The sequence below is a fragment of the Sandaracinaceae bacterium genome, assembly GCA_016706685.1.
Taxonomy (GTDB): domain Bacteria; phylum Myxococcota_A; class Polyangia; order Polyangiales; family Houyiibacteriaceae; genus JADJJE01.
This window is the reverse complement of record JADJJE010000025.1, coordinates 115,743-138,019: the sequence shown is the minus strand read 5'-3', so window position 1 is coordinate 138,019 and position 22,277 is coordinate 115,743. Positions and strand designations below refer to the sequence as shown.

Below are 22,277 nucleotides of genomic sequence, written 5' to 3'. Positions count from 1 at the left end.
GCCCAGCGTCCCCATCACCAAGCCCGACCACCCCATCCGGAAGAAGCGACGGTAGCCCCCGACGTCGTCGCCTCCCGCTCCTCCGGACGTGACACCGCGACCATCAGACGGCATGCTCAGCCCACTGTCGTCGGACCTTCCCCTGGTCCCATGATCCTGAAAACCCGGCGGTCCCTTCGGGGTGCAAACTGGCAGTGTCGATAGTCGTTGTCGTTGTCGTTGTCCTGATCTTTGACGGCGACGGCGACGCATCCCCTTGCATCAACGGCACAGCGCGATCCCACCGATCCGCCCACCTCGCGATGACGCAACCCGTCGCCGTCGCCGACAACGCCCACGCCCACGCCCACGTGGAGCGGACGTCCCGCCGAGCGCCACCGACCCGCCCGCTTTCTCTTTGCGTCCCCGCCACGGCTGCTACCCTCGCGCTCGCTATGACCGAACCAGCATGGGGCCCCAGCTTCGAGGGAATCCGCTTTGGACTCGAGCCCGTCGCGCCGGGCGCGCCGCTCCAGATCCCGCTCCACGTCGAGAACCACGGGCGGGTGGCCGTGCGCGTGTTCGGCTTCGCCACGGGCTATCCGCGCTCGCTGCGCATCTCGCCGCCCAAGCCGCACCGGCCGTACGTGCGTGTGTCGTTCGCCGACACCAACCTGCTGCATCCCCCCGACGCGTTCATGAAGCTGGTGATCGGCGCGCGCCTGACCACCATGCTCGACGTGAGCTTCGCGCTCGACCTGGCGTCCATGGGTCCGCTCGACCTGTGCTTTGCCTACGACGAGGTGGAGGCACAGATGGTCACGCCGTGGAACGCGCCGAAGGGCGTGGAGGCACTCACCGGCATGATCACACTGCGGCCTGCCTGACGCGCCTCAGACGCTGTAGCCTCCGTCCAGCATGAGCATCTGGCCGGTGATGTAGCTGGCGCGCGACGACGCCAGGAACGCGGCGGCCTCGGCCACCTCGCTGGCGGTGCCGAAGCGGCGCAGCGCGATGTTGCGCTTGGACGCGTCCAGGTACGCCTGGCTCAGCTCCCCGCTCTCCACCAAGCGATGGAACATGCCTGCGTCGATGACGCCCAGCGCCACGCTGTTGGCGCGGATGCCGAAGCGCCCCTCTTCCTTGGCGATGGCGCGCAGCAGCGCCTCCACCGCGCCCTTGGGCGCCACGGAGAGCACGTCACCCGTGGGGTAGCGCGCCAGCCCCGCGCTGCTGACATACACGTAGGACCCGCCGCCGCCGGCCTTCAGCTTGGGCAGCGTGTGGTGCGCCACGTGGAAGAAGCCGTTCACGTCGGCGTCCATGACCTCGCGCCACTGCGCCGGCGTGACCGCGGAGACGTAGGGCTGGTCGATGGGGCTGCCGGCCGCGTGCACCACGGTGTGCAGCCGGCCATAGCGCTCGCTGACCGCGGCCACACAGGCGCCCACGCTGGGCTCGTCGGTGACCGACAGCGGGTGGGCCGATGCGCTCCGCCCGAGGGCCTCGATCTGGGCGACCACGGCCTGTGCGGCGGCCTCCTTCGAGCGATACGTGACGGCCACGTCGCAGCCCTGCTCGGCGAGCTTCAGCGCGATGGCCTGGCCCACGCCGCCACTGCCGCCGACCACCAGCGCGACACCCTCAGGAAAGACGGACTCAGGCATCGAGGGCCTCCCGCAGCTTGAACTTCTGCACCTTGCCGGTGGGGTTGCGCGGCAGGGCGTCCACCACCCGAGCCGTGCGCGGCACCTTGAAGTTGGCCATGTTCTCGCGCGACCAGGCCAGCACCTCTTCGGCCGTGAGCGTGGCCCCGGGCGCGGGCACCACGAAGGCCATGCCCACTTCGCCCAGGCGCTCGTCGGGCACGCCGATGACGGCCACCTCGCCCACCCCGGGCATGCGCAGCAGCGTGTTCTCGATCTCCGCGGGGTAGGCGTTGAAGCCGCCCACGATGAACATGTCCTTCATGCGGTCGGTGATGCGGATGTTGCCCGCCTCGTCCAGCATCCCCACGTCGCCCGTGTGGAGCCAGCCGTCGGCGTCGATGGCCTCGCGGGTCTGCTCTTCGGCCTCGAAGTAGCCCACCATCACGTTGTAGCCGCGCAGCACGATCTCGCCGGGCTGGTTGGGCGGCAGCGGTTGATTGTCGGCGTCCACGATGCGCACCTCCACGTCCGGCATGGCGCGCCCCGAGGTCTCGGCGATGGTCTTGGGGGCGTCGCCCTGGCGGCACATGGTCACGCAGCCCGTGCTCTCGGTGAGCCCATAGGCCGTGATGACGGTGTCGAACTTCAGCTCGTCGCGCATGCGCTCGATGAGCTCCACCGGGATGCTGGCGGCCCCCGTGACGGCGAGACGGAGCGACGAGATGTCGTACTCCGCGCGCTTCGGGTGCATCAGGATGGACTGGTAGAGCGCGGGAGGCCCAGGCAGCACCGTGATGCGGTGCTGCTGCGTGCGCTCGAGCGCCACGTCCACGCTGAATACCGGCTCGGGGTACGTGGTGCAGCCGTTCATCACGGCCGAGAGCCAGCCCGCCTTGTAGCCGAAGCTGTGGAAGAACGGCATGACCACCAGGTAGCGGTCGCCGGGGCGCAGGCCCGCGATGTGGCTCCACGCCCGGAACGTGCGCAGGTCTTGGGCGTGCGTGCACATGGCGCCCTTGGGCTCGCCGGTGGTGCCCGAGGTGAAGAGCACGTCGGCCAGGTCGTCGGGCAAGACGCTCGCGAGGCGCGCTGCGGCATCGGCCTCGCTCACGCTGCTGGCGCGCGCGAGGAACGTGGCCAGCGAGTCGGCGCCCGGCGAGACCTCGCCACGCAAGATCACCGTCTTCTCGAGCGCAGGCAGCACCTCACCCGACGCCGCCAGCAGCGCCACGTAGTCGTTGCCCAGGAAGCCCGACACGGTGAGCAGGATCTTGGCGCCGCTCTTCTTGAGCAGGAAGGCCGCCTCGATGCCCTTGTAGCGTGTGTTGACGGGCACCACGACGGCGCCCGCGGCGTGCGCGCCCACGGCCACCACCATCCACTCCCACATGTTGGGCGCCCAGATGGCCACGCGGTCGCCCTTCTGGATCCCGGCCGCCATGTAGGCCTTGGCCGCTTCGTCCACGCGCGCCGACAGCTCGACGAAGCTGAGGCTCACGTCACCGTCCACCACGGCGAGCGCGTCCCCATACGTGGCGGCGCACTGCCGGACCATGCCGGGGATGGTGCCGAACTCGAGGTCCCCACGAGGGCATTCTTCACTCATCCGGCTAGCGTAGCAGCCCCTCGCCAAAAGTGAAACACGTTCTACTTTCGACCGTTCCCCCGCTCGAGCCGAGGCGCGCTAAGCTCCGCCCATGGAACGTTCGCGCGCCTCCTGGTGGCTGATCATGGCCCTCCCGGTGCTCTCGGTGCTGGTGGGCCTCACCGCCCTGTCGCCCGCGGGCAGCCGCGCCATGTGCCCCGCCACGGAGTACTCGGGCACGCTGCGCACGCCCACCGACGCCGCGCTGCCGCCCGAGCTGCCGCTGCTGGTGGTGGTCGTCACCGACCGAACGGGGGCGCCCGCGCAGATGGTGCAGGGTGCGCTGGTGCCGCTCGAGCTGCGGGTGACTCGGGGGGAGTTCAGCCAGGCGCTCAGCGGGCGCATGGTGGGCCCCGGCCTCATGGCCTACCAGGCTGCCCCACCGCTCGCGCCGGGCGAGTACGTGCTCGGTGGCCTGCGCGAGCCCGTGACGCTGCGAGTGGACGCGGTAACCCTGCCGCCGCTGTCTCCGCCGCAGCTCGGGCCCATCGTGCACGGCGAGCAAGAGCTCGAGGGGCGCTGGGGCGGGCGCCAATGGACGGACAGCGTCCCGGTGACGGCGGCGTTGCCCGCGCACGCGGTAGCGCTGGTGTTCGCCACGGGCGGCGCGCAGGCCCAGCTGGACCTCACACCCGCCATGCTGGGCAGCGTGTCCACCCTCACGTTCAGCGGCGGCGCGGGTGGGCACTGCGGCAGCACGCGGCCGCCCAACGACTATCGCCTCGCCGGCACCAGCGCGCGCGCTTCGCTGGTGGACCACTGGGGGCGCGTGGCCACGGCCGCGGCCGACGTGGCGGTGTCTCAAGAGGGCGCCCTCGCGCAGTCCCGCGCAGGGTCGTCCGAGTCGGGCTCGCGTGCGCCGCGCTGCAGCGCCACGCCCGGGGCGAGCGGGTCCGCGCCGTGGGGCCTCGTGGGCCTGGCACTTGCGCTCGTTCCCCTCGTCCGCCGTCGGCGCCGGGCTGCGCCGTTCACGGGCTGCTAGGCTCCGCCGCATGGGTGAACGCAACACCGCGCTCGCGGGGCTCAAGCGAGAGCTGACCCTCTACAAGTGGCTGCTGCTCTTCGTCATCGCCTCGTGGTGGGTCATCGAAGCCATCGACGCGATGCTCCCCTTCGCTTCGCTGGACAACCTGGGCGTCCGGCCTCGCACCCAGTCGGGCCTGCTGGGCATCCTGTTCATGCCCTTCCTGCACGGCGGCTTCGGCCACGTGCTCAACAACAGCATCGGCATGCTGTTCCTGGGGGGCGCGGTCATCCTGCGCAGCGTGCGCGACTACATCGTGGTGTTCGTGCTGGCCATGCTCATCGGCGGCTTCGGAACGTGGCTCATCGCTCCCTCCAACAGCGTGCACATCGGCGCCAGCGGCGTGGTCTACGGCTACCTGGGCTACCTGCTCACCACCGGCTGGTTCGAGCGCAAGCCGCTGGCCATCGTGCTCAGCATCGTCGCTGCGGTCTTGTGGGGTGGGCTGCTCCCGGTGTGCTTCCGGGGCAAGAAGGCATCTCGTGGCAAGGTCACCTGTTCGGGTGCCTGGGCGGGGTCATGGCTGCGAGCTACCTGGCCAAGAACCGGCCGAAGCCGGCTGCAGCCAAGCCTGCGCGCCGCAACCGTTGACGCCCTTCGTCAGCATCGGCAGTCTCGACCCCTCGAGGAGCCGATGGCCACCGTCACCCTGACGAAGCACCTGTTCACGTTCTTCCCGCAGCTCGAGGGCCGCGAGCTCGTGGTGGATGCACGCACCGCCGCCGACGTGGTGCGCGAACTCGAGGCGCTGGCCCCCGGTATCGGGCTCTACCTGTGCGACGAGCGCGGGGTGCTGCGCACGCACGTGAACATCTTCATCGGAGACGAGCGCATCCTGGATCGCCGTCACCTCACAGACCCTGTCGCGCCCGACGCGCGCGTGTTCGTCTTGCAGTCCCTGAGCGGAGGTTAGGTCATGGCAGAGCGCATCTTGGTGGGCACCCGCAAGGGCACGTTCGCGGTGGAGAAGCACCAGAGCGGGTGGAAGCCGCGGCTCCTGGGGCACGCCGGCCAGGGCGTGAACTTCGTGGCGCGCGACCCGAACACGGGCACGCTCTGGGCGCTGCTGGGGCACGGTCACTGGGGCGCCAAGCTCTCGCGCTCGAAGGACGACGGCGCCACCTGGGAAGACGCCCCGCAGATTGTCTACCCGGAGGGAGCACGCCACTACGCGGACGTCTTGCCCGTGGAGGGAGCCGAGGCGCCCACCCAGCGGCCCATCAAGGCCTCCACGCTCCTCAAGCTGTGGGTCATCTCGTTCGGCGGGGACGGCCGCATCTACGTGGGCACCATCCCCGGCGGGCTGTTCGTGAGCGACGACGGCGGCGAGAGCTTCGAGCTGAACCGCCCGCTCTGGAACCACGAGTCACGCGGCGGAGACCTCTTCACCACCGACGGAACCGGCGACACGCACTGGTGGGGCACGCCCGCCTCCGAGGGCGAGTTCGCGCCCGGCATCCACTCCGTGGCGGTGGACCCGCAGAACCCGAAGCGCGTGCTGGTGGCCATCTCCACGGCCGGCGTGCTCGAGACCACCGACGGAGGGCAGTCGTGGCGCGGCCGCAACAAGGGCATGCTCAACGACTACCTGCCGGACCCCGCGGCCGAGTGGGGGCACGACGCGCACTTCATCGAGCTGTGCCCCGCGCAGCCCAACCACGTGTGGCAGCAAAACCACGCGGGCGTGTTCTACAGCAGCGACGGGGCGGCCACGTGGAAGCGCGTGAGTCAGCCCGAGCTGGGCGTGCACTTCGGCTTCCCGGTGGCCGTGGACGACCACGATGGTCGCACCGCCTGGCTGGTGCCCGGCAAGTCGGACGCGGAGCGCATGGCCATCGGCGGCGGTCTCTTCGTGGCCCGCACGCGTGACGGCGGCGAGAGCTGGGAAGCGCTGCGCAACGGCCTGCCGCAAGACAACGCGTTCGACGTGGTCTACCGCCACGCGCTGGCCAACCGCGGGCAGCACCTCTGCTTCGGCAGCACCACGGGCAACCTCTACGTGAGCGAAGACGCCGGCGACAGCTTCGTCACGGTGGCCAACAACCTGCCGCCCGTCTACTCCGTGCGCTTCGGCTGACGGGGTGCACGCTGGGATTGCCGGTTTTCGCCTCAAGCCGTAATACACGCCCATGAGCCACGCGCAGCTTGCCTTCGTCCATGTCGACGAGCCCCGAGACGGCGACCCCGACGCCACCCGCTTTTCGTTCGACTCGCTGCTCACCGGCAGCCGCGTGACGCTGACCGAGTCGCTCGAGCACCAGCCCGAGGGCATCCGCAGCGCGGCGCTCCGGGCCGGCATCAAGTACGCCGACAAGCTGGACTTCATGGTGGTGACGCTGCCCAAGCCGGGGCCTGCCGTGGGCGTCTTCACGCGCAACCGCTCGTGCAGCCCCGCGGTGCTGCTCGACCGTCAGCACCTGGCCGATGGCGAAGCGCAGACCCTGGTGGTCATCAGCAAGAACGCCAACGTGTTCACGCCCAGCGCCATGGACGACACGAAGGCCATCGTGAACGACGTGGCCAAGCGCCTGGGCGTGCGCGACGTCGATGTGATCACGTCCATGACCGGCGTCATTGGCGTGGCCCTGCCGATGGAGAAGATCCACGCGGCCATCAAGCGCCTGCCCGACGAGCTGCGCGAGGGCCTCGTGCCCGAGGTGGCCTCGGCCATCCTCACCACCGACCGCGGCCCCAAGGTAGCGTCGGCGCGCTTCGGCGACGTGGTGCTGTGCGGCATGGCCAAGGGTGCGGGCATGATCGAGCCCAACATGGCCACCATGCTGGTCTACTTCTTCACCAACCTGAACGTGCCCACGGACCGGCTGAGCGCGCTGGTGAAGCGGGCCGTGGACGCCACGTTCAACAGCATCTCGGTGGACACCGACACCAGCACCAGCGACTCGCTCGTGCTGTTCTCCACGGCCAGCGTCCCCACGTCGCCCGACGCGGAGCGCGATCTCGAGGCGTGCCTCACCGCCATGTGCCTCAAGCTGGCGCGCGACGTGGTCTTCCAGGCCGAGGGCGCCACCAAGCTCATCGAGGCGCGCGTGCACGGCACCGCCAACGACACGGACGCCAAGGCGATGGCGAAGCAAATCATCAACTCGCCGCTGATGAAGGCCGCCGTGTTCGGAGCCGACCCGAACTGGGGCCGCGTGGTGATGGCCATCGGCAAGCCGGGGCCGGGGCGCGAGGCGCTGCTGGACCCCGCCACCATCCGCATCGAGATCAACGGCTACCTGCTCTTCGACCGCGGCGCGGCGGTGCCGCTCGAGCTGGCCGGGGTGTCGGCCAGCATCCGCGACCGCAAGAAGGTCACCATCGACGTGTCCGTGGGCAGCGGCAGCGGCTCGGCCACCGTGTGGGGCTGCGACCTCAGCTACGAGTACGTGAAGGTCAACGCGGAGTACACGACCTGACCAGGTCGAGCACGGCGTTGAGGCCTGCGCGTTCCGCCACGGCTTGATACTTGGGCCCGCTGCGGTGGCTGAAGCCGTGGTCGGCGCCGGGGTGCACCACCACGCTCTCGCTGGCGCGGTCGCCCAGCGCGGCGCGCACGGTGTCCACGGTGCTCATGGGCACGAAGGCGTCGGTGTCGCCGAAGTGGAGGCGCGCGGGCACGCCGCGCTCGGCCAGGCTGCGCAGCGCATCCAGCTGCGTCTCGAGGCGGCTGCCGTGCCACGTGACCACACCTGCCAAGAGGCCTGCGCCAGCGGCGCGCACCACGAAGGGGCCCCCGAAGCAGATACCCACCCCGATGACCGGCGCCTGGGGCGTGAGCACGCTCAGCAGCGCCACGAGCTCCGCGTGAAAGCCCGGCAGGTCGGTCTGCTGCAGGCGCACCACAGCCTGGGCGAAGTCGGTGTACGGAAGCGGCCCACCACCCGCGTGGTGAAACGGGTCCACCGCCAGCACCTGCGCGTGGTCACCCAGCTCGGCCATCTGAACACGCAGGTCGGGGGCCACACCAAAGATGGAGGGCACGAAGACCACCCACGGCAAGCCAGAGCGCGCGTCCGCGCCACGCTGCGGGGCATCGGTGGAGACGACCGGCAGGTTTCCCCGCTCGGTGAGCACGTGGTGTGTCGCGACGGACCGCATGCGCGTGATGCCCGCGCCGCTCAGTCGTCGTAGAACGTGGGCGCGCGCTTGCGGATGAAGCGCATGATGAGCTCACGGTCGTGGGCGTTGAGGTTCTCGAACTGGATGCCCATGCCTGGGTCCGAGTCGGCGCTGAAGTCGAACGGGTCGCGCACGTAGCGCACCCAGCCGTTCACTTTGAACTCGAAGCCACCGGGCAGCGTGACCAGCACCTCCACGGAGCTGCGCACGGGGAGCACCTCGTACGTGGCGAGGAAGACGCCACCCTCGGAGATTTCACCGGAGAAGCCCACGAAGAAGTTGCTCTCGGTGGTGGCGCCGATGTTGGCCTCGACCGACGCGCGGCCACCGGTGGGCGTGGGCGCGGGGGGCGGCCCGGACGTGCGCGACGTGCGCGGGGCAGGCTGCGCAGCGGGCGCCGGCTGAGCTGCAGGCGCCGGCTGGGCCACGGCTGCTGGCTGAGCGTGGTGCGCGTAGGCCGTCTGCGGCTGCGGCGCCGGCTGAGGGGCGGTCTGCGGGGCGGGCTGCGCCACAGGCTGCGCGTAGGCGCCACCAAAGTTGGGGACCGGCGCGTTGGGCGGCACGTGGCCCACCGCGGTGGCGGCATACGCCGCGTGCGCGGCCTGGGCTGCGGCAGGTGGCATGGACGGCACGTGCGCCAGTGGATAGAGCGCGCTCATGGAGGTGGCGATGGCCTCCACGGCCACTTCGAGCCGGGCCTTGTAGACCTCGGGCACGTCTTGCAGGAGCGCGAGCGTCTGACCCAGCGTGCCTAGCGCGTTCTTCACGGAGGCCCGTCCGTCCAGCTCGGACGACGCGCGCTCTGCTTCGAACAAGGCGCCCACCGACTGTGCGATGTTGGATGCGACCGCCATGACATCGTTCGGGATGTCGGAGTGCTGCTGAAGCGACGCGAGCGCTTGGCCAAGTCGTTCGCGGGCGGTTCGGGCGGTCTGGGCCCCGGTGTAGGTCATGTGCTGTGCTCGAGTAAGTGGAGGCGCGAGTCTAGCGGCAGTTTGCGCACCGCGTCAAAGGTCCTTCAGGAACACCATGCGTGCCCGCCCGCGGCCGGCGTAATTGGGGTCCTCGGTGCCCTGGAAGCCGAGCGCCTGGTGAAACCGGATGGGGCCGTCGTGGCCCACGGCGGCGATGGCCTTGGCCCGCGGGACGCCAGCCGCACGTGCGCGCTCGCAAAAGGTGCCGTAGAGGTCGTGTCCCACGCCGCGGCGGCGGTGGTCGGGGTGGATGCCCACCAGGTGGATGTACGCGGTGGGCGACGCGCCCGTGGTGTGCAGGCCCAGCAGGAAGCCCACCAGCTGGTCGCCCTCCTCGGCCACCAGCGCGGTCTCACCGAACTCGTGGAAGAAGAGCGGGTGCGCACGCTCCGGCGACGGCCCTCCCCACCAGCGGTCCAGCACGGCGACGATTTGATCGAAGTCCGCCTTGGTCGCGGCCCGGATGCGGAGCGCGGACTCCGCTGTCGCTGCTGCTGCCATGCCACGGTGCTAGCACGCCGAGCACATCGCATGGAAGCCCCATCCATGGATGTCTGTCAGGTGGGTCACTTTGCCCCAGCGTCAGAGCTCGCGCTCGGCGGGCTTGGCCTTCTGGGCTTCGGCCGCCTCCAGCTCTTCGAAGCGGGCCGCCAGCTCGTCTTCCGGCGCCACGCGCACCTTGGGCCCGCGCGACTGCAGCTCGAGGAAGCGGAAGAGCACCACGCCATCGCGGCTGATCTCCACCCCCACGCGCGAGCCATCGGCCGCCATGTGGGTGAGCAACGCATCCGCGTCGGCGCTGGCGATGCGCAGCTCGGTGGCCACGTCGGTCACGGTGAGCACGCCCCCGCGCTGCTCGGCGAGCTTGAGCACCAGAAGCTCACCCTGGCGGCGAGCGCGGGCTATGGCCGCCGTGCGGGCCTTGCTTCCGGCAAGCATGGACACCACGCCCACGCCCCCGCCCGTGACTCCGAAGGCCATCGCCGCCACGAGCGCAGCGGCACCGAACGGGAAAATGGCCAGCATGGCGCCGGCCCCCAGCACACCGGCCGCGATGGAGAACATGCCGAACGCCTTGAGGGCGAAGCCCGCCGAGCGCCCAGCGGCCGACTCGATCTGAGCCCCCGTGGCCGGCTCGAGGCTGCCCGCGAACGGCTCGCCACCACCGCCGCCCAGGATGGACGTGCCGGGCTTCACCTCGCGCGGCTTGTTGCAGGCCACGCACACGTAGCCACCACCGCGCGCACGCACGCCCGCCACCGCATGGCAGTGGGGGCAGCGGTTGTCCTCGCCGAAGACGCGCGCGCAGCCGGGACAGCGCGTGGCCCCTGGGGGGATGCGCGTGCCACAGACTGGGCAGACCTCGGGGGCCCCGCTCAACGGGTCACCCCTCTCCCAGCAGCTGGTTCATGGACGCTTCGTCGGCCGGCGTGAAGGGCAGCGCGTCGAACTCGTCGGACGTCACCCAACGGAACGCGTTGACGGCGCGCGTCACCAGCGTGGCCGCGGCGTTCTCGAAGGCGCACTGGTAGAGGTAGAGGTCCACCGTGTAGTGCTCGTATGGGTGGCTGACGAAGGAGATCAGCTCGCCAACCTCGAGCCGCACCGCTTCGCCCAAGCGCTCGCTGAACTCACGGCGCAGGGCTTCGCTGTCGGACTCGCCCGTCTCCACGCGCCCACCGGGAAACTCCCAGAGCAGCGGCAGCACCGCGCTCGGGCGACGCTGGGTGATCAGGTAGCGTCCGTCCCGCTCCACGAGCGCGGCCACGACACGAATCGATTTCGAGGCATCGAAGAGCACGTCGGGCGGGTATAGCACGACGCGCCGCGAGGTCAGAGGGACTCTGTCAGTCCTCGTACTGCTCGACGATCTCGCGGACAGGGCGCTCGATGCGCACGATGGGGCTGGTCACCAGGTCGCGGCCGCTGGCCACGAAGAAGAGCGACTCGCCCACGCTCGGCACGCCGTCGCTGGCGCGCACGCCGCCGGCGGAGAGGAAGGTGAGCCCGCCCGACACGCGGCTACGAAGCGCGAGGTGACCCTGCATCCATTCGCCGGTGCGCGAGTCGCGGACGGCGACGCACTCGTTGCGGCGGACGTGGTACTCGGTGTTGCGGGTGACGAACACGTGGTGGATGCGGCGTTCACGACCGATGTAGCGCATGATGGGACTCCTGGGTTGGGACGATCTCGCCTCGAACCTACATGTGATCCATGACCCCACCAAAAAACTGGCAAGGTCCCCTGCGGCTGCGGCCCCAGTTCACTCCCCAGAGCCGCACACCATGGGGCGGGACTCGCATCGCGGAGCTCTATGGCAAAGAGTTGGGGCTGCCCGCGGGAGAGCGCGTGGGCGAAGCCTGGGTGCTGTCGCTGGACCCGCAGTTCCCAAGCCGGGTTGGTGATGCCCTGCTCTCGGAGCAGATGGACTGCGCGCTGCTGGTGAAGCTGCTGGATGCCGCGCAGCCCCTGTCGGTCCAGATCCACCCGTCCGACGACTACGTGGGGCTGCGGCCCGGCGAGTGCGGCAAGCCCGAGGCCTGGTACGTGGTGGAGCGCGACCCAGGGGCCGGCCTGTTTCTGGGCTTCCGTGAGGGCGTGGGCGCCACCGAGGTGCGGGCTGCGCTGGACGCGAACGCGGACGTATCTCAGTTGATGCATTTCGCCCCAGTCGAGCCCGGTGACTTCTTCCTCATCGAGGCGGGCACCCCACACGCCATCGGGGCCGGAGTCACGCTGGTGGAGCCGCAGCGCGTGATCGCGGGCTCTTCTGGGGTGACGTATCGATATTGGGACTGGGGCCGACGCTACGATGCTGCGGGCGTTCCCTCCGAAGATGGGAAGGCCCGCGAACTCCACATAGACCACGCCATTGCAGTCACCGACTGGGCGCGCGTCACGCGCTATTCCTTCATTGATACCATCCGCCGCCGAGCAGGAGTTCCCGTCCTCACGGGACTTCCGGTCGTCACGGTGCTCGCGGAGCATCCCTCCTCGGCGGAGCTCCAGGTGGCACGCCTCGAGGGTACCGGCTCCTGCACCCTCCCCGCCTGGTCCCATGTGGCCATGGGCCTGACCGTCCTCGAGGGCAGCGTGCAGTTCGCCAACGGCGAGGTGGTCCACCGCGGCGAGACAGCGGCCCTGCCCGAGGGAGCTGCCGGGCTGCCAGTCACGCTTTCTGGCGCGCATGCGCTGGTGATGACCGCCCGGCCAGCATGAATCGGGCTGTTTCAAGCGACATTGGCACCCCGGCTTGAAAGACTTCAGTCTGGGGTGCCCACAGTGGCTTGCAGCATGGCGAATCGGCTGCGAGGTGTGTGGAATCTTCAGCTTGAAGAGTGGGGTGCCCAATAGGCCTCGAAGGCCTGGCCGTTCACCCCCTTGACACGAACCGGAATGACGTGTCATTCATCTACCTCCGACAACGGAATGACGTGTCATTCGCACCAGGAGCGCCCATGCAGCAAGCGTCCACATCTGTCCTCGACCACCGCGTGGTCATCATCGGCGGGGGCTTCTCCGGCCTGGGGGTGGCCATCGAGCTGCTGCGCCGCGGGCAGCGCGACTTCGTCATCCTAGAGAAGGCCAGCCAACTGGGCGGCACCTGGCGCGAGAACACCTACCCGGGCTGCGCGTGTGACGTGCCCTCGCAGCTGTACTCCTTCTCCTATGCGCCCAACCCGGACTGGGACCGCGTGTTCGCGCAGCAAGCGGAGATTCAGGCGTACCTGCTGCGCGTGGCGGAAGAGCACGGCGTGATGGCCTTCGTGCGGCTGAACGCCGAGGTGGAAGAAGCCCGCTTCTGCGAGGACAGCCAGCGCTGGCTGGTGCGCACCAACGCGGGGACCTACCGCGCGCAGGTGGCGGTGACGGCCGCCGGCCCGCTGCACGTGCCGAAGACTCCCAACATCCCGGGCATCGAGCGCTTCACGGGCGACATCTTCCACACGGCGCAGTACCGCCACGACATCTCCCTGCGCGGCAAGCGCGTGGCCGTGGTGGGCACCGGGTCGTCCGCCATCCAGATGGTGCCCGAGATCCAGCCCGAGGTGGCCGAGCTCATCCTCTTCCAGCGCACGGCACCGTGGGTGCTGCCCAAGCCCGACCACGCCATCCCGCCCGTGGAGAAGGCCGCGTTCCGCCACCTGCCGGGCTTCCAGAAGGCCTACCGCGAGACCATTTACGGCGCGCTCGAGCTGCTGCAACTGGCCCAGCGCAAGCCTAAGGTCATGGACCAGATCTCGCGCGTGGGCCTCCGCCACCTGAGGCGCCAGGTGCGCGACCCGGAGCTGCGCGCGAAGCTCACGCCCACCTTCAGCCTGGGCTGCAAGCGCCTTCTGCTGTCCAACACCTACTACCGGGCGCTCACCAGAGAGAACGCCACCCTGCTACACAGCGCCCTCGAGCGCGTGACCAAGCGTGGTGTCGTGGGCGCCGACGGGGTGGAGCGGCCGGCCGACGTGATCATCTTTGCCACCGGCTTTCGCGTGACGGACACGCCCTCGGCGGAGCTCATCTTCGGGCGCGACGGCACGTGCCTGCGCGACGCCTGGGCTGGCAGCCCGCGCGCGTACCTCGGGACCACCCTGCACGGCTTCCCGAACCTGTTCTTCATGATTGGGCCCAACCTGGGCAACGGGCACTCGTCGGCCATGGTGCTCATCGAGGCGCAGGCCAAGTACATCGCCGATGGGCTCGAGCTGCTGGACCAACGCGCGCTGCAGAGCTTCGAGGTGCGCAAGGACGTGGAGGACGACTACAACCGCGACGTGCAGGCCGCCCTCGCGGGCACCGTGTGGAACGCGGGGGGCTGCAGCAGCTACTACTTGGACAGCAACGGCCGGAACAGCTCCATCTACCCGTGGACCACGCTGGACCTCCGCTTCCGCCTGCGGCGCTTCGACAGCGAGCACTACACGCTGCGAGGCCAGGCACGCAGCACAGCGCCCAGCGCGCGTCGCGGGCCCGCGCCCACCCTCGCGCTGCGAGGCGCGGTGGTGGCCATCACGGGCGGGGCGCGCGGCATCGGCCTTGCCACCGCGAAGGCCTTCTTGGACGAGGGCGCGCGGGTGTGCGTGGGCGACGTGGACTTCAGCGCGGCGCAAGAGGCCGCGCGTGAGCTGGGCGCCGACGCGCACGCCTTCCCGTTGGACGTGACCGAGCGCGCCTCGTGGGAGCGCTTCATCGAAGCCGTGGAGACGCAGGTGGGCCCTCTCGACGTGCTCGTGAACAACGCGGGCGTCATGCCCACGGGCCGCTTCCTGGACGAGCCGGACACGGTGGAGCGCGCCACCCACGCCATCAACGTGCGTGGCCCGGCGCTGGGCATGAAGGTGGCCGTGCCGCACATGATCGGCCGAGGCCGCGGACACGTGGTCAACGTGGCGTCGCTGGCGGGCAAGCTGGGCATCCCGGGCCTGGCCACCTACGTGGGCAGCAAGCACGCGCTGGTGGGGCTGAGCGCCGCCGTGCGCGAGGAGCTGCGCGGCACGGGCGTCACGCTCACCACGGTGATGCCCAGCGCGGTGCGCACGCGGCTCATCGACGGCATCCCGGTGGCGGGCCTGTTCCCCAGCCAGCCCGAAGACGTGGCGCGCGCCATCGTGCGTAGCTGCCGCACGCGGCCGGCGGAGGTGTCGGTGCCCGGCTTCCTGCGGGCCATCCCCGTCATCGAGAGCGCCCTGCCCGCCTGGCCCGTGCAGGCGTTCCGGCGGCTGGTGCGCCAAGAGCGCGTGCTCACCAGCGTGCAGGCGCAGGCACGTGCCCGCTACGAAGGCGACATCCGCGCGCAGGGGCGCGAGGAGCGAGACACCGCGGCCACCGTGTCCGCTGGATTCACGGCGTGATGGATGTAAGCCTCCCGGCCATGAGCAGCGCCGAGGCCCGCAAGACCGAGCGCCGTGACGAGATCCTCGCCGCGGCCCTGCGCGTGTTCGCCGAGAAGGGCTACCACGACGCCGGCATCGCGGACATCGCAGGCGTGCTGGGCATGGGGCACGGCACCTTCTACCGGTACTACAAGAACAAGCACGACATCGCCGTGGCCGTCCTCGACCACGTCATCCTCCGCTTCGCCGCGGTGGGCCTCCGGGAAGACCCCGAGAGCAGCAACACCCTCGAGGCCTACCGCGCGCAGACGGCGCGCATCCTCACGGGCATGATCGACCTCGGCGAGAGCGACCCCGACCTGGTGCGCTTCTTCCAGATGCAGGGCTTCGTGGTGGACGCCGCGCGCCTGAGCCGCGCCATGGACGCCTTCGCGCTCTTCGTGGCGCGCTTCCTGAACAACGGCCGCAGCAAGGGCTTCTTGCGCCAAGACCTGGACGTGGGGCCCACCTCGGAGGCGCTGGTGGCGCTCATGTTCGAGGGGGCACGCCGCGCGCTGGGCCGCACGGAGCCCGCCCAGCGCCGGCAATGGGTGGACGCCGGCATGCGGCTGATGTTCGACGGCATCGTGGGCTGAGCGCTGCGCGGGGGCGCGAGCGTGCGCCCCTCGAACCTTGCTGCTAGCGTTGCGCGCCATGACGAACAGCGCGCTCGAGACGACCGCGGGTCCCGATGCGAAGCCCGGACCGAAGCGGCGCTGGGTGCGCATCGCGCTGGCGGCGCTCGGCGTGCTCATGCTCAGCGGCTTCCTCTGGGCGGCGGGACCCAAGCAGGTCGCAGACAACATCGGGCAGGTGGGCTTCGGCTTCGGCTACCTGCTGCTGGTCACCTTCACGTGGCGCATCATCGAGACCACGGGAACGTGGGTGCTGATGACGCCCGAGCGTCGCGTCGGCTGGGGCAAGCTCTTCCTCATCCGGTCTGCCGGGGAGTCGGTCAACATGCTGTCGCTCTTCGGCAACGTGGCCGGTGAGCCGGTGAAGGCCATGCTCCTGAAGCGTCACCTCGGCGGGACGGAGAGCACGGGGCTGGTGCTGCTCGACAAGACCATCTTCTTCCTGGGCAGCATGACCTTCATGACGGTCGGCACGGTCTTCGGCGTGTGGGTCCTCGCAGACCGCCCCGCCGTCGTGGTGACCAGCCTCGCCCTGCTCACACCGTGGGTCAGCGTGCTGTCCTTCGCGGTGTGGCGCCAGGCCAAGGGCGACTTCGTGGTCCAGGCGAGTCGCCTCGTGCGGCTCCTCCGCATCAAGTTGTCCGAGAACACGATGGCCAAGATCGCGCGCGTGGACGCGCTGCTCTCCGACTTCTGGCGGCTGCACAAGGCGCGCTTCTTCATGTCCTACACCCTGCACACCCTCGGCCGCTGCGTGCGTGCGGTCGATGTGTGGTTGATCGTGTTCCTCCTCGGCAAGCACATCACCCTGCAGGCTGCGTTCTTCGCGGCTGCGGCCGGCATGCTGGCCAGCACCAGCTTCGTGTTCATCCCGGGTGGCTTGGGCGCGTTCGAAGGCGGTCACGCCGTGGTCTTCGAGGCCATCGGGCTCGGGCTGTCCGTGGGCGTGACGGTCGGAATCCTGCGGCGCATCCGCAACTATGTGATGGCGGGGTTTGGGTACTTGCTGCTGGTCTTCTGGCCGGCCGAAGCGCCGCCCTCGAAGTGAGCCCCCGCCGCGTGTGCCTGGCCTGAAAGCTCTGCTACACCGGGGCGCATGGCTGAGCAGGAACCTTCGGCACCAACGAGAACGCGGGCCCTGATCGTCGGATCTGCGGTGACTCCCATCTGGGGTCTCACCGGCGACGAGCGGCTCCGCCGACTGTTCGGCACGAAGGGCATCCCCGCGACCCTGATCGATGCGAGCGAAACCGCCGCGCTCGATGGGGATGCGGACTCCGTGATCGTGATCCGCGGCGACCACGTGTTCGAGGCCACGTTGGTGGTGAACCTCATGGCCAACCCCGGCACCGTGCTGTGCCTCGAGGACGGTCGCCCCATGGCGTTCCACGTCGCCGTGGCCAATCAGGCGGCAGCCGTCTCCGCCATCGTGGCCGGATCCCTCCCGCCCGCGCTCGCGGCGTCCCTGCGCGTGGTCCACCCGAAGGACCTCTCGTTCAACAACCAGCTCCGCAAGCGGGCCACGCCCTACGTGCTGCTCATCTCGGACGAGCAGCGCGTGCAGATCGAAGAGCAGGTGTTCGCCGGCTCGTACAAGGGCGTCACCGACTTCGTCACGAAGCACGTCATCCCGCGCGCCGTCCTCTGGCTCACGCGGGTGGCCGCGGCCGTGGGCATGCGCCCCAACCACGTGACCACCGTGGGTCTGATCCTCACCATCCTCGCCACGTGGCTCTTCCACGAAGGGCACTTCGGCGCCGGCCTCGTGTGCGCCTGGAGCATGTCGGTGCTGGACTCGGTGGACGGCAAGCTCGCGCGGGTCACGCTGGACTGGTCCAAGTTCGGCGACTTCTACGACCACTCCATCGACCTGATTCACCCGCCGTTCTGGTATTGGGCGTGGATGGTCGGCTGCGGCGCGGCGTTCGCGTCGCACCCCTACGCCACCCTCGCCATCTGGGCGATCATGGCGGGCTATGTGGCCCAGCGTGTGCTCGAGATCGCGTTCATGCTCATGTTCCGCATCGAGATCCACATCTGGAGGCCGGTGGACAGCTGGTTCCGGCTCATCACCGCCCGGCGCAACCCCAACCTGGCCATCCTCACGGTGGCGACGCTGGTCGGCAGGCCGCTCGAGGGCATTCTCCTCGTGGCCTTCTGGACGGTGGTCTCGCTCGTCGTCCACGCGTTCCAGATCCTCCAGGCTGCGGTCCACAAGGCGCGTGGCCTCGTGATCGAGTCGTGGCTCTCGAGCGACGCGCCCGCGCGCTGAGCCCCGCGAGCTAGCGCCAGTCGAGCGCCGAGTCGAGGATGCGCACGGCCTCGGCCTCACGCGCATCCGCCAGGTTCTCGAGTTCCTGTGGGTCGCGCGCGAGATCGAAGAGCTCGATGGCGCCCGTGTACGGGTGCAGCACGGCCTTCATGGACCCCGACACCACGGCAAACGCGCTGAGGTCGCCCGCCACGGCCACGACGGGGTGGGCGTCCATGGGCGCGCCCGCGAGCACCGGAACCAGCGAGCGACCGTCGAGCCCCGCGGGAAGCTCCGCGCCGAACAGCTCGAGCACGGTGGGCGCCAGGTCGAGCAGACTCACGGGCTCGGCCACGATCTGCGGCGGGCCGAAGGGGACGCGCACGTCGAACACCACGTGCGCCGACTCTTCGTAGACGCGCTTGCGGTGCCAACGGTAGCCGTGGTCCCACAGCTCTTCACCGTGGTCGCTGACCACGATGATGGCGGTTTCGTCGCTCAGCCCTCGACGCTCGATGGCGTCGAAGACGCGCCCGAGCCGCGCGTCGACGTAGGCCACCTCGGCGGCGTATCGCTCGATCACTTCGTCCCCGAAGTCGAAGTCCGGGTTGTCCAGGTAGTGCGCGTGGACGTCATAGAAGTGAGCAAACACGAAGAACGGCGAGTCCCCCACGCCGTCCAGCTCCTGCTCCACGGCTTGTAGCGACAGGTCAGCCGTGAGGCGCTGCTTGTTGGTGGGGCCGCTGCCGAAGAACACGTGGCGGTTCATGGGTGCCAGCGCGTCTTCGAGCGCTTCGTGTCCGTAGATGCCGACGGTGAGCACCCCGCGAGCCCGCAAGATGGCGCCGACCGAGTCACGCATGGCGCGCTCGGGGTCCTCGAAGCCATCGCGTCGCCCGGTGAGCATGGCGAACACGGACTCGTGTGTGGCCGGCACCGTGGCGTAGGCCCGGTCGAAGTGCGTTCCGCGGGCCTCGAGCGCGGCGAGCTCCGGCGTGAGGCGGGTGCCGCCCATGCTGCGGTCGAGCATGTCCGCCCGCAGCGCATCGACCATGAGCATGACCACGCCGCGCACGCGTGGCGCCGACGATTGGGCCTCTCGCTCGGCCCCCGCTCGAGCCCGGATCACGGGGATGCGGGCGGACGGGCGCGCGGACAGCTCGAGCGCGCGGTAGACCAGGCGGGTCCGCTCGTGGAGCAGGATGCGGTCGTTGTAGGTCGCGAACGCGAGGAGCGGGCGCAGGCCGAGCACACAGAGGACCGCGAGCGCCACGAAGGCCAGGGCCGCCCTCGACGATGGAGCGCCGAGCGTAACGGCCACCCGCGGGAGCGCGAAGCGGAACGAGACGATGCTGACCACACCGAGCATCACGAGCCCGCCCGAGTGCATGGCCGACATCATGGCCTTCGGGCCGAGCGACGGAGTGAACGTGGGCCACAGCCGCGAGAACTCGTAGAACGGACTGGCCGCGATGAAGAGAGCCACTGCCACGAGCACGAGCCATGCGGCGCGCTCGAACCACGGGCGCTTCGTCATGACGCGGAGCAGAACGAGGACCACGGCGCCCGCCGCGAGCACGAGGCCGCCTGCGGCGAGGCGGTGCAGGCCCAACGGGGGCTGCACCGGGAGGCCGATGAAGCAGAAAGAGAACGCCACCGTGAGGAGCACCGTCATCACGACGAGCAAATGAGCGCGCGAGACGAGGCGTCCGCCCCGGGTGAGCAACCCTGCGCTCGTTGGCGTGAGGCGGAGCAAGAACAAGAGCGAGCGTCCGAGCAGCACGATGACCGCCAGCATGGCGCCGAGCGCCAACGCACCGACCAGCGCGGCGCGTGCGACGTTCGCCGCGCTCCACACGCCGTCTCGAGCGGCGACCAGGACGTCGGTGACGCCGAGGACAGCCCCCCAGAGGAACGCGATGGGTGCGTCGGCCGCGAGGTGCGACGTGCGACCCGCATGCACTGCAGGAGAGTCGGTCACGGGAGTCACTCGGGCCAGTTACGGCGGAGCGTCGTCACCAGCTCGCGCAGGGTGGCTTCGTCGACGGCCGTGCTCTGATCGAGGCGCGGGGGCCCAGGAAAGCCCGGGTCGGAGAACACGACGCCGGCAAACTCCCGCTCGCTCCCGTAGCGCGGCAGCACGTGAAAGTGCACGTCCGGATCCACCATCATGAGCAGCAGGTAGTTGAGCTTGTCGTAGCCGAATGCGGCGGAGAGCGCGGCCTCGATGGCACGCGTGACGTGGGCGAGCTCCAAGAACCCGGCCGCGGACACCTCCGAGAGCGACCGTGCGGTTTCGGTGCTGGCCAACACGAGGGACCCCAGCGTGGCCTGCGCGGGGCGCACCAGGACCACCCAGTGCTCGTACGCGCGGACCAGTGTGTCGGGGTATCCGAACTTCAGGATCGTGGGGTTCATGCTGGGCGCACCAGCACCGCCGGTGCCGGCGCTCACGTCGCCGCCCAGCCCCCGCGTCCACCCGCGCACCACACGATCGGCGTGCTCCAGATCAGCCCCGTTGTCGACCTCGCACCAGCCGTGTCCGTGGATGTTGCAGACCCCCACTCCCCCCTCTTGGGCGAGCTCGTCGATGGCGGACAGGTACCAGCGAGAGTTGCCCTCGTCGCGCCGCATGATCTGCTCGAGACGCGCGCGGAAGCGCGCAGCCCCCTTCTCGTTGAAGACCATCATGCCGATGGACTCGCCGTTGACCTGGGCCAGGTCGAGCTTCTTTCCCACGCGACGCAGCCGGCCGTCGTCGATGACCACCTTCATGTCGTCGTCGTCGTACTTTGCCTTCACGTCACAGGCCAACGTGATGTCCGTATCGCCTCGGCCCGCCAGCAGCGTGCGCAGCGTGCCGGCCTCGAAGATGGTGTCGCCGTTCACGATGGCAAACGGCGGCGTCATCTCTTCGCGCGCCAGCCAGCACGTGGCCAGGTTGTCGCTCACCGCGTAGAACGGATTGTACAGCGTGCGGACGGGCAGGCGGTCGAACCGCGCCGTGATGGCCTCGACCTGAGCGGCGCGGAAGCCCGTGACCACGACGACCTCGTGGAAGCCATTGTCCGCGAGTGCGTGAAGCTGCCACTCGAGCAGCGACTGCCCGGCGATGTCGAGTGTGCACTTCGGCGTGTCGGCCGTGAGGGGGAGAAGGCGACTGCCCTGTCCGGCGCTGAGGAGAATGGCTTTCATCGGGCTCCGAGTTTAGGGGCCCGCGTGGCTCAGCGCCGTAAGATTCTGCACGGTTACGCGGCGGCCGCCGTGTGGCCGTGGCGCCAGGCTTCCAGCACCGAGCTGTTGTCGTGATCCCACGGGTGGAACGACGGGCGGAAGAAGTCCAGGAGCGGGGCGGTGAGGCGCTGCAGGCGCGCGGGCTTGCCGAACATGAAGCGGCCCAGCTTGACCCACTCCTTGGGCGACGTGGCGATGCCGTCCGCGTGCATGAGGCGCACCTGCTGGTCGAACAGCACGGCCCAGAAGATGACCGTGGCCACCACCATCACGAAGCCGCGCTCGGGGGCGTTGCCGCCGGCCGCCTGGTACACGTCGAAGGCCACGGCCTTGTGCTCGCTCTCCTCGGCCGCGTGCCAGTTCCAAAGGCGGCGCATCTCGGGGTGAGCGTCCGCCAGGATCTCGGGGTTGCTCAGGATGAGGTCGCCCAGCAGCGCCGTGTAGTGCTCGAGGGCGCAGGTGGCGGCCAGCTGCCAGCGCTTCGGGAACGTCTTCTGCACCGCGCCGAGCAGCACCTTGAGGCGCGCGTCCAGCTCCGCCGCCGGGTAGCCGTGGGCGTCGATCATGGCGTTCATGCGCTCGTGCTCGCGCCCGTGCATGGCCTCCTGCCCGCAGAACAGTCGCACCGCCGCGCGCAGCTCGGGGTCGGTGACCTCGCTCAGGTGCGCGCGGATGCTGGCGATGAAGAAGCGCTCGCCCTCGGGGAAGAGGGTGGAGAGGTTGTCGAAGAATAGCGTCACGCCGCGCCCGCCGCCGTGCCAGTGCTTGGGGACGTCCGTCTCCAGGTTGAAGCGCAGGTTGCGGATCTCGATGGGATGAGTCGTCGTTTGCATGGTTCTACTGTGCCCATGCACGGCCGCGCTTACGAGGACAGCGGAGGCCGCTTTCTGGTCCGT

Annotated in this window: 21 protein-coding genes and 2 pseudogenes; 11 read left to right on the top strand and 12 right to left on the bottom strand. The window is 69.7% G+C overall.

What is annotated here, in order from left to right; genetic code table 11:
- Positions 1-434 precede the first annotated feature (434 nt).
- Positions 435-866 carry a hypothetical protein gene (locus tag IPI43_25660; protein MBK7777471.1) on the top strand — a complete coding sequence of 144 codons (432 nt, stop codon included), beginning with the start codon at positions 435-437 and terminating at the stop codon, positions 864-866.
- Between the two features lie 6 nt (positions 867-872).
- On the opposite strand, the gene IPI43_25655 is transcribed toward IPI43_25660, so the two are convergent.
- Together IPI43_25655 and IPI43_25650 are read right to left on the bottom strand one after the other, a co-directional pair.
- The gene (locus IPI43_25655) at positions 873-1,646 is read right to left on the bottom strand and encodes an SDR family oxidoreductase (protein MBK7777470.1); all 774 of its coding nucleotides are present in this window, start codon (positions 1,644-1,646) and stop codon (positions 873-875) included.
- Complete coding sequence (locus IPI43_25650; GenBank protein MBK7777469.1) at positions 1,639-3,234, bottom strand: AMP-binding protein; 1,596 nt, start codon at positions 3,232-3,234, stop codon at positions 1,639-1,641. The genes IPI43_25655 and IPI43_25650 overlap by 8 nt, the downstream gene beginning before the upstream one ends.
- Positions 3,235-3,325: 91 nt before the next feature.
- Here IPI43_25650 and IPI43_25645 point away from each other — a divergent pair, with 91 nt between their 5' ends.
- From IPI43_25645 to argJ, 5 genes and pseudogenes are all read left to right on the top strand, one after another.
- Positions 3,326-4,255: a hypothetical protein gene (locus IPI43_25645; protein MBK7777468.1), complete on the top strand. Its 930-nt coding sequence runs from the start codon at positions 3,326-3,328 to the stop codon at positions 4,253-4,255.
- Between the two features lie 10 nt (positions 4,256-4,265).
- Positions 4,266-4,888 (top strand): annotated as a pseudogene (locus tag IPI43_25640) (rhomboid family intramembrane serine protease).
- Positions 4,889-4,931: 43 nt separating this feature from the next.
- Positions 4,932-5,210, top strand: coding sequence for a MoaD/ThiS family protein (locus IPI43_25635; GenBank protein ID MBK7777467.1), 279 nt, complete (start codon positions 4,932-4,934; stop codon positions 5,208-5,210).
- A 3-nt stretch (positions 5,211-5,213) separates the two neighbouring features.
- Positions 5,214-6,374 (top strand): exo-alpha-sialidase, encoded by a 1,161-nt coding sequence (locus IPI43_25630; GenBank protein MBK7777466.1) that lies wholly within the window; start codon positions 5,214-5,216, stop codon positions 6,372-6,374.
- A gap of 52 nt (positions 6,375-6,426) precedes the next feature.
- A complete protein-coding gene (gene argJ / locus IPI43_25625; GenBank protein MBK7777465.1) occupies positions 6,427-7,716 on the top strand; it encodes a bifunctional glutamate N-acetyltransferase/amino-acid acetyltransferase ArgJ in 1,290 nt (429 codons plus the stop codon).
- Here argJ and IPI43_25620 read toward each other — a convergent pair.
- The 6 genes from IPI43_25620 to IPI43_25595 all read right to left on the bottom strand — a co-directional run bounded on the left by IPI43_25620 (position 7,694) and on the right by IPI43_25595 (position 11,558).
- Positions 7,694-8,398, bottom strand: a complete 705-nt coding sequence (locus tag IPI43_25620; protein MBK7777464.1) for a dienelactone hydrolase family protein — start codon at positions 8,396-8,398, stop codon at positions 7,694-7,696. The genes argJ and IPI43_25620 overlap by 23 nt on opposite strands.
- A gap of 20 nt (positions 8,399-8,418) precedes the next feature.
- Positions 8,419-9,372 carry a PilZ domain-containing protein gene (locus tag IPI43_25615; protein MBK7777463.1) on the bottom strand — a complete coding sequence of 318 codons (954 nt, stop codon included), beginning with the start codon at positions 9,370-9,372 and terminating at the stop codon, positions 8,419-8,421.
- A 54-nt stretch (positions 9,373-9,426) separates the two neighbouring features.
- Positions 9,427-9,894: a GNAT family N-acetyltransferase gene (locus tag IPI43_25610; GenBank protein MBK7777462.1), complete on the bottom strand. Its 468-nt coding sequence runs from the start codon at positions 9,892-9,894 to the stop codon at positions 9,427-9,429.
- An 81-nt stretch (positions 9,895-9,975) separates the two neighbouring features.
- The gene (locus tag IPI43_25605) at positions 9,976-10,773 is read right to left on the bottom strand and encodes a zinc ribbon domain-containing protein (protein ID MBK7777461.1); all 798 of its coding nucleotides are present in this window, start codon (positions 10,771-10,773) and stop codon (positions 9,976-9,978) included.
- Between the two features lie 4 nt (positions 10,774-10,777).
- The gene (locus IPI43_25600) at positions 10,778-11,194 is read right to left on the bottom strand and encodes a (deoxy)nucleoside triphosphate pyrophosphohydrolase (protein MBK7777460.1); all 417 of its coding nucleotides are present in this window, start codon (positions 11,192-11,194) and stop codon (positions 10,778-10,780) included.
- 46 nt (positions 11,195-11,240) lie between these two features.
- A complete protein-coding gene (locus tag IPI43_25595; GenBank protein ID MBK7777459.1) occupies positions 11,241-11,558 on the bottom strand; it encodes a hypothetical protein in 318 nt (105 codons plus the stop codon).
- Between the two features lie 50 nt (positions 11,559-11,608).
- Here IPI43_25595 and IPI43_25590 point away from each other — a divergent pair, with 50 nt between their 5' ends.
- From IPI43_25590 to IPI43_25570, 5 genes are all read left to right on the top strand, one after another.
- Positions 11,609-12,613, top strand: a complete 1,005-nt coding sequence (locus IPI43_25590) for a class I mannose-6-phosphate isomerase (protein ID MBK7777458.1) — start codon at positions 11,609-11,611, stop codon at positions 12,611-12,613.
- Between the two features lie 239 nt (positions 12,614-12,852).
- Positions 12,853-15,240 carry an SDR family NAD(P)-dependent oxidoreductase gene (locus IPI43_25585; protein ID MBK7777457.1) on the top strand — a complete coding sequence of 796 codons (2,388 nt, stop codon included), beginning with the start codon at positions 12,853-12,855 and terminating at the stop codon, positions 15,238-15,240.
- A 20-nt stretch (positions 15,241-15,260) separates the two neighbouring features.
- A complete protein-coding gene (locus IPI43_25580) occupies positions 15,261-15,857 on the top strand; it encodes a TetR/AcrR family transcriptional regulator (GenBank protein MBK7777456.1) in 597 nt (198 codons plus the stop codon).
- A gap of 58 nt (positions 15,858-15,915) precedes the next feature.
- The gene (locus IPI43_25575; protein MBK7777455.1) at positions 15,916-16,944 is read left to right on the top strand and encodes a flippase-like domain-containing protein; all 1,029 of its coding nucleotides are present in this window, start codon (positions 15,916-15,918) and stop codon (positions 16,942-16,944) included.
- 108 nt (positions 16,945-17,052) lie between these two features.
- On the top strand, positions 17,053-18,168 hold the full coding sequence (locus IPI43_25570; GenBank protein ID MBK7777454.1) for a CDP-alcohol phosphatidyltransferase family protein: 1,116 nt from the start codon (positions 17,053-17,055) through the stop codon (positions 18,166-18,168).
- A gap of 10 nt (positions 18,169-18,178) precedes the next feature.
- Here IPI43_25570 and IPI43_25565 read toward each other — a convergent pair whose 3' ends face one another.
- The 4 genes and pseudogenes from IPI43_25565 to IPI43_25550 all read right to left on the bottom strand — a co-directional run bounded on the left by IPI43_25565 (position 18,179) and on the right by IPI43_25550 (position 22,214).
- The gene (locus IPI43_25565; protein ID MBK7777453.1) at positions 18,179-20,128 is read right to left on the bottom strand and encodes a sulfatase; all 1,950 of its coding nucleotides are present in this window, start codon (positions 20,126-20,128) and stop codon (positions 18,179-18,181) included.
- 5 nt (positions 20,129-20,133) lie between these two features.
- The gene (locus IPI43_25560) at positions 20,134-20,565 is read right to left on the bottom strand and encodes an HIT family protein (GenBank protein ID MBK7777452.1); all 432 of its coding nucleotides are present in this window, start codon (positions 20,563-20,565) and stop codon (positions 20,134-20,136) included.
- 78 nt (positions 20,566-20,643) lie between these two features.
- Positions 20,644-21,342, bottom strand: a pseudogene (locus IPI43_25555) (phosphocholine cytidylyltransferase family protein).
- A gap of 53 nt (positions 21,343-21,395) precedes the next feature.
- Complete coding sequence (locus IPI43_25550; protein ID MBK7777451.1) at positions 21,396-22,214, bottom strand: metal-dependent hydrolase; 819 nt, start codon at positions 22,212-22,214, stop codon at positions 21,396-21,398.
- Between the last annotated feature and the right edge of the window lie 63 nt (positions 22,215-22,277).

Excerpts from the sequence above, each read along its gene's own strand:
- IPI43_25660 (MBK7777471.1), top strand. The coding sequence starts at position 435 with ATGACCGAACCAGCATGGGGCCCCAGCTTCGAGGGAATCCGCTTTGGA.
- IPI43_25655 (MBK7777470.1), bottom strand. The coding sequence starts at position 1,646 with ATGCCTGAGTCCGTCTTTCCTGAGGGTGTCGCGCTGGTGGTCGGCGGC.
- IPI43_25650 (MBK7777469.1), bottom strand. The coding sequence starts at position 3,234 with ATGAGTGAAGAATGCCCTCGTGGGGACCTCGAGTTCGGCACCATCCCC.
- IPI43_25645 (MBK7777468.1), top strand. The coding sequence starts at position 3,326 with ATGGAACGTTCGCGCGCCTCCTGGTGGCTGATCATGGCCCTCCCGGTG.
- IPI43_25635 (MBK7777467.1), top strand. The coding sequence starts at position 4,932 with ATGGCCACCGTCACCCTGACGAAGCACCTGTTCACGTTCTTCCCGCAG.
- IPI43_25630 (MBK7777466.1), top strand. The coding sequence starts at position 5,214 with ATGGCAGAGCGCATCTTGGTGGGCACCCGCAAGGGCACGTTCGCGGTG.
- argJ (MBK7777465.1), top strand. The coding sequence starts at position 6,427 with ATGAGCCACGCGCAGCTTGCCTTCGTCCATGTCGACGAGCCCCGAGAC.
- IPI43_25620 (MBK7777464.1), bottom strand. The coding sequence starts at position 8,398 with ATGCGGTCCGTCGCGACACACCACGTGCTCACCGAGCGGGGAAACCTG.
- IPI43_25615 (MBK7777463.1), bottom strand. The coding sequence starts at position 9,372 with ATGACCTACACCGGGGCCCAGACCGCCCGAACCGCCCGCGAACGACTT.
- IPI43_25610 (MBK7777462.1), bottom strand. The coding sequence starts at position 9,894 with ATGGCAGCAGCAGCGACAGCGGAGTCCGCGCTCCGCATCCGGGCCGCG.
- IPI43_25595 (MBK7777459.1), bottom strand. The coding sequence starts at position 11,558 with ATGCGCTACATCGGTCGTGAACGCCGCATCCACCACGTGTTCGTCACC.
- IPI43_25590 (MBK7777458.1), top strand. The coding sequence starts at position 11,609 with ATGACCCCACCAAAAAACTGGCAAGGTCCCCTGCGGCTGCGGCCCCAG.
- IPI43_25585 (MBK7777457.1), top strand. The coding sequence starts at position 12,853 with ATGCAGCAAGCGTCCACATCTGTCCTCGACCACCGCGTGGTCATCATC.
- IPI43_25580 (MBK7777456.1), top strand. The coding sequence starts at position 15,261 with ATGAGCAGCGCCGAGGCCCGCAAGACCGAGCGCCGTGACGAGATCCTC.
- IPI43_25575 (MBK7777455.1), top strand. The coding sequence starts at position 15,916 with ATGACGAACAGCGCGCTCGAGACGACCGCGGGTCCCGATGCGAAGCCC.
- IPI43_25560 (MBK7777452.1), bottom strand. The coding sequence starts at position 20,565 with ATGAACCCCACGATCCTGAAGTTCGGATACCCCGACACACTGGTCCGC.
- IPI43_25550 (MBK7777451.1), bottom strand. The coding sequence starts at position 22,214 with ATGCAAACGACGACTCATCCCATCGAGATCCGCAACCTGCGCTTCAAC.